Origin of the sequence: Enterobacter sp. UNJFSC 003, assembly GCF_036903355.1 — a bacterium.
Taxonomy (GTDB): Bacteria; Pseudomonadota; Gammaproteobacteria; order Enterobacterales; family Enterobacteriaceae; genus Enterobacter.
Map to the genome: position 1 here is coordinate 1 of NZ_JBAKHK010000083.1, position 324 is coordinate 324.

Consider the following 324-nt stretch of genomic DNA (forward strand, 5'->3'; position numbering starts at 1 on the left):
GTTCTGGTGCTTGCCGACAACCTGCTGCTGATGTACCTCGGCTGGGAAGGCGTGGGCCTGTGCTCCTATCTGCTGATCGGTTTCTATTACACCGATCCGAAGAATGGCGCAGCGGCAATGAAAGCGTTCGTCGTGACCCGTGTGGGTGACGTGTTCCTCGCTTTCGCACTGTTCATTCTTTACAACGAACTGGGCACCCTGAACTTCCGCGAAATGGTGGAACTGGCACCAGCGCACTTTGCTGACGGCAATAACATGCTGATGTGGGCGACGCTGATGCTGCTGGGCGGTGCGGTCGGTAAATCTGCGCAGTTGCCGTTGCAG

At 57.1% G+C, this 324-nt stretch carries 1 protein-coding gene; it reads left to right on the forward strand.

Annotation, left to right across the window (positions count from 1 at the left end):
* Positions 1–324 (forward strand): proton-conducting transporter membrane subunit (locus V5P19_RS23195; RefSeq protein WP_334407873.1); only part of this gene is annotated, 324 nt, incomplete at both ends.